This is a genomic window from Vibrio genomosp. F10 str. 9ZD137 (genome assembly GCF_049974785.1).
GTDB lineage: Bacteria > Pseudomonadota > Gammaproteobacteria > Enterobacterales > Vibrionaceae > Vibrio.
The window spans coordinates 1-1,125 of record NZ_JBNGCJ010000703.1; the positions used below are offsets into that span (position 1 = coordinate 1).

General features: G+C 46.7%; 1 protein-coding gene. It reads left to right on the top strand.

Going from position 1 to position 1,125, the window contains the following annotated elements; all coding sequences use genetic code 11:
* The coding region (locus tag ACP45E_RS16790; RefSeq protein WP_198927745.1) for a BCCT family transporter at positions 1–1,125 on the top strand (1,125 nt) is incomplete at both ends.

A 1,125-nucleotide genomic window follows, 5' to 3' on the forward strand; every position in this document is an offset into this window, starting at 1 on the left:
ACCCGCTCTTCCGATCTGACCCAGGAAGTGAAGAAGCCGTTCGCTGGGCGGCCACCTACGGGTTGTTCCATTGGGGGCCAATTGCCTGGTCTATCTACCTTATTCCTGCCATTCCCATCGCCTACTTCTTCTATGTTCGTAAACAACCGGTACTCAAAATCTCGAGTGCATTAATGCCTGTTTTGGGGGAACACCGGAGCCGTGGCGCTGCTGGAAAAATTGTTGATGTCTTATTTATCTTTGGTTTACTTGGCGGCGCGGCAACAACTTTAGGGTTAGCGGCACCTCTTATTACAGAAGGGCTTAGCCACCTATTGGGGTTGCCAAAAAATAATGTCACTCAGGTCAGTGTGCTGTTACTTTGTACCGCGATTTTTGCGTATTCTTCTTACGCGGGTCTCGAAAAAGGCATCAAGATTTTAAGTAACATCAATTTCTGGGGTGCGATGGGCTTACTCGCTTTTGTACTTATTGCCGGGCCCACTATCTTCATGCTTGAAACGGGCTTAGATTCCATCGGACGACTGATGTCTAACTTCTTCGTTATGGCAACATGGGCAGAACCGTTTGGTGGTTACGGTACTTTTGAAAATACCCACTTCCCACAAGATTGGACTATTTTCTACTGGGCATGGTGGCTGGTGTTTGCTCCAAGTATGGGATTATTTGTTGCGCGGATATCACGCGGAAGAACCATAAAACAGATGGTCGCAGGTTCGATTTTCTTCGGCTCGATGGGCTGTTTCTTGTTTTTCATGATTCTGGGTAATTATGGGCTGTCACTGCAACTTTCAGGACAGCTCGACGTGGTCGCCATTCTCAATCAAGAGGGACCAACTAAAGCCATCTTTTCTATGCTTGCCCAGTTACCAATGAGCACATTAGTTATCGCGGTATTTACGCTGCTATGTATTATTTTCACAGCGACAACTTTCGATTCCATCTCTTACATTTTGGCTTCTGTCGTTCAAAATAATGTCACCGAAGAGCCAATGCGTTGGAACCGTATGTTTTGGGCGTTTACCCTGTCATTCTTGCCAACGACGCTGATGTTTTTAGGTGGGCTAAGTACGCTGCAAACCGCGGCAATAGTCGGTGGTTTACCGTTGTTGGTTATTTCTGTCA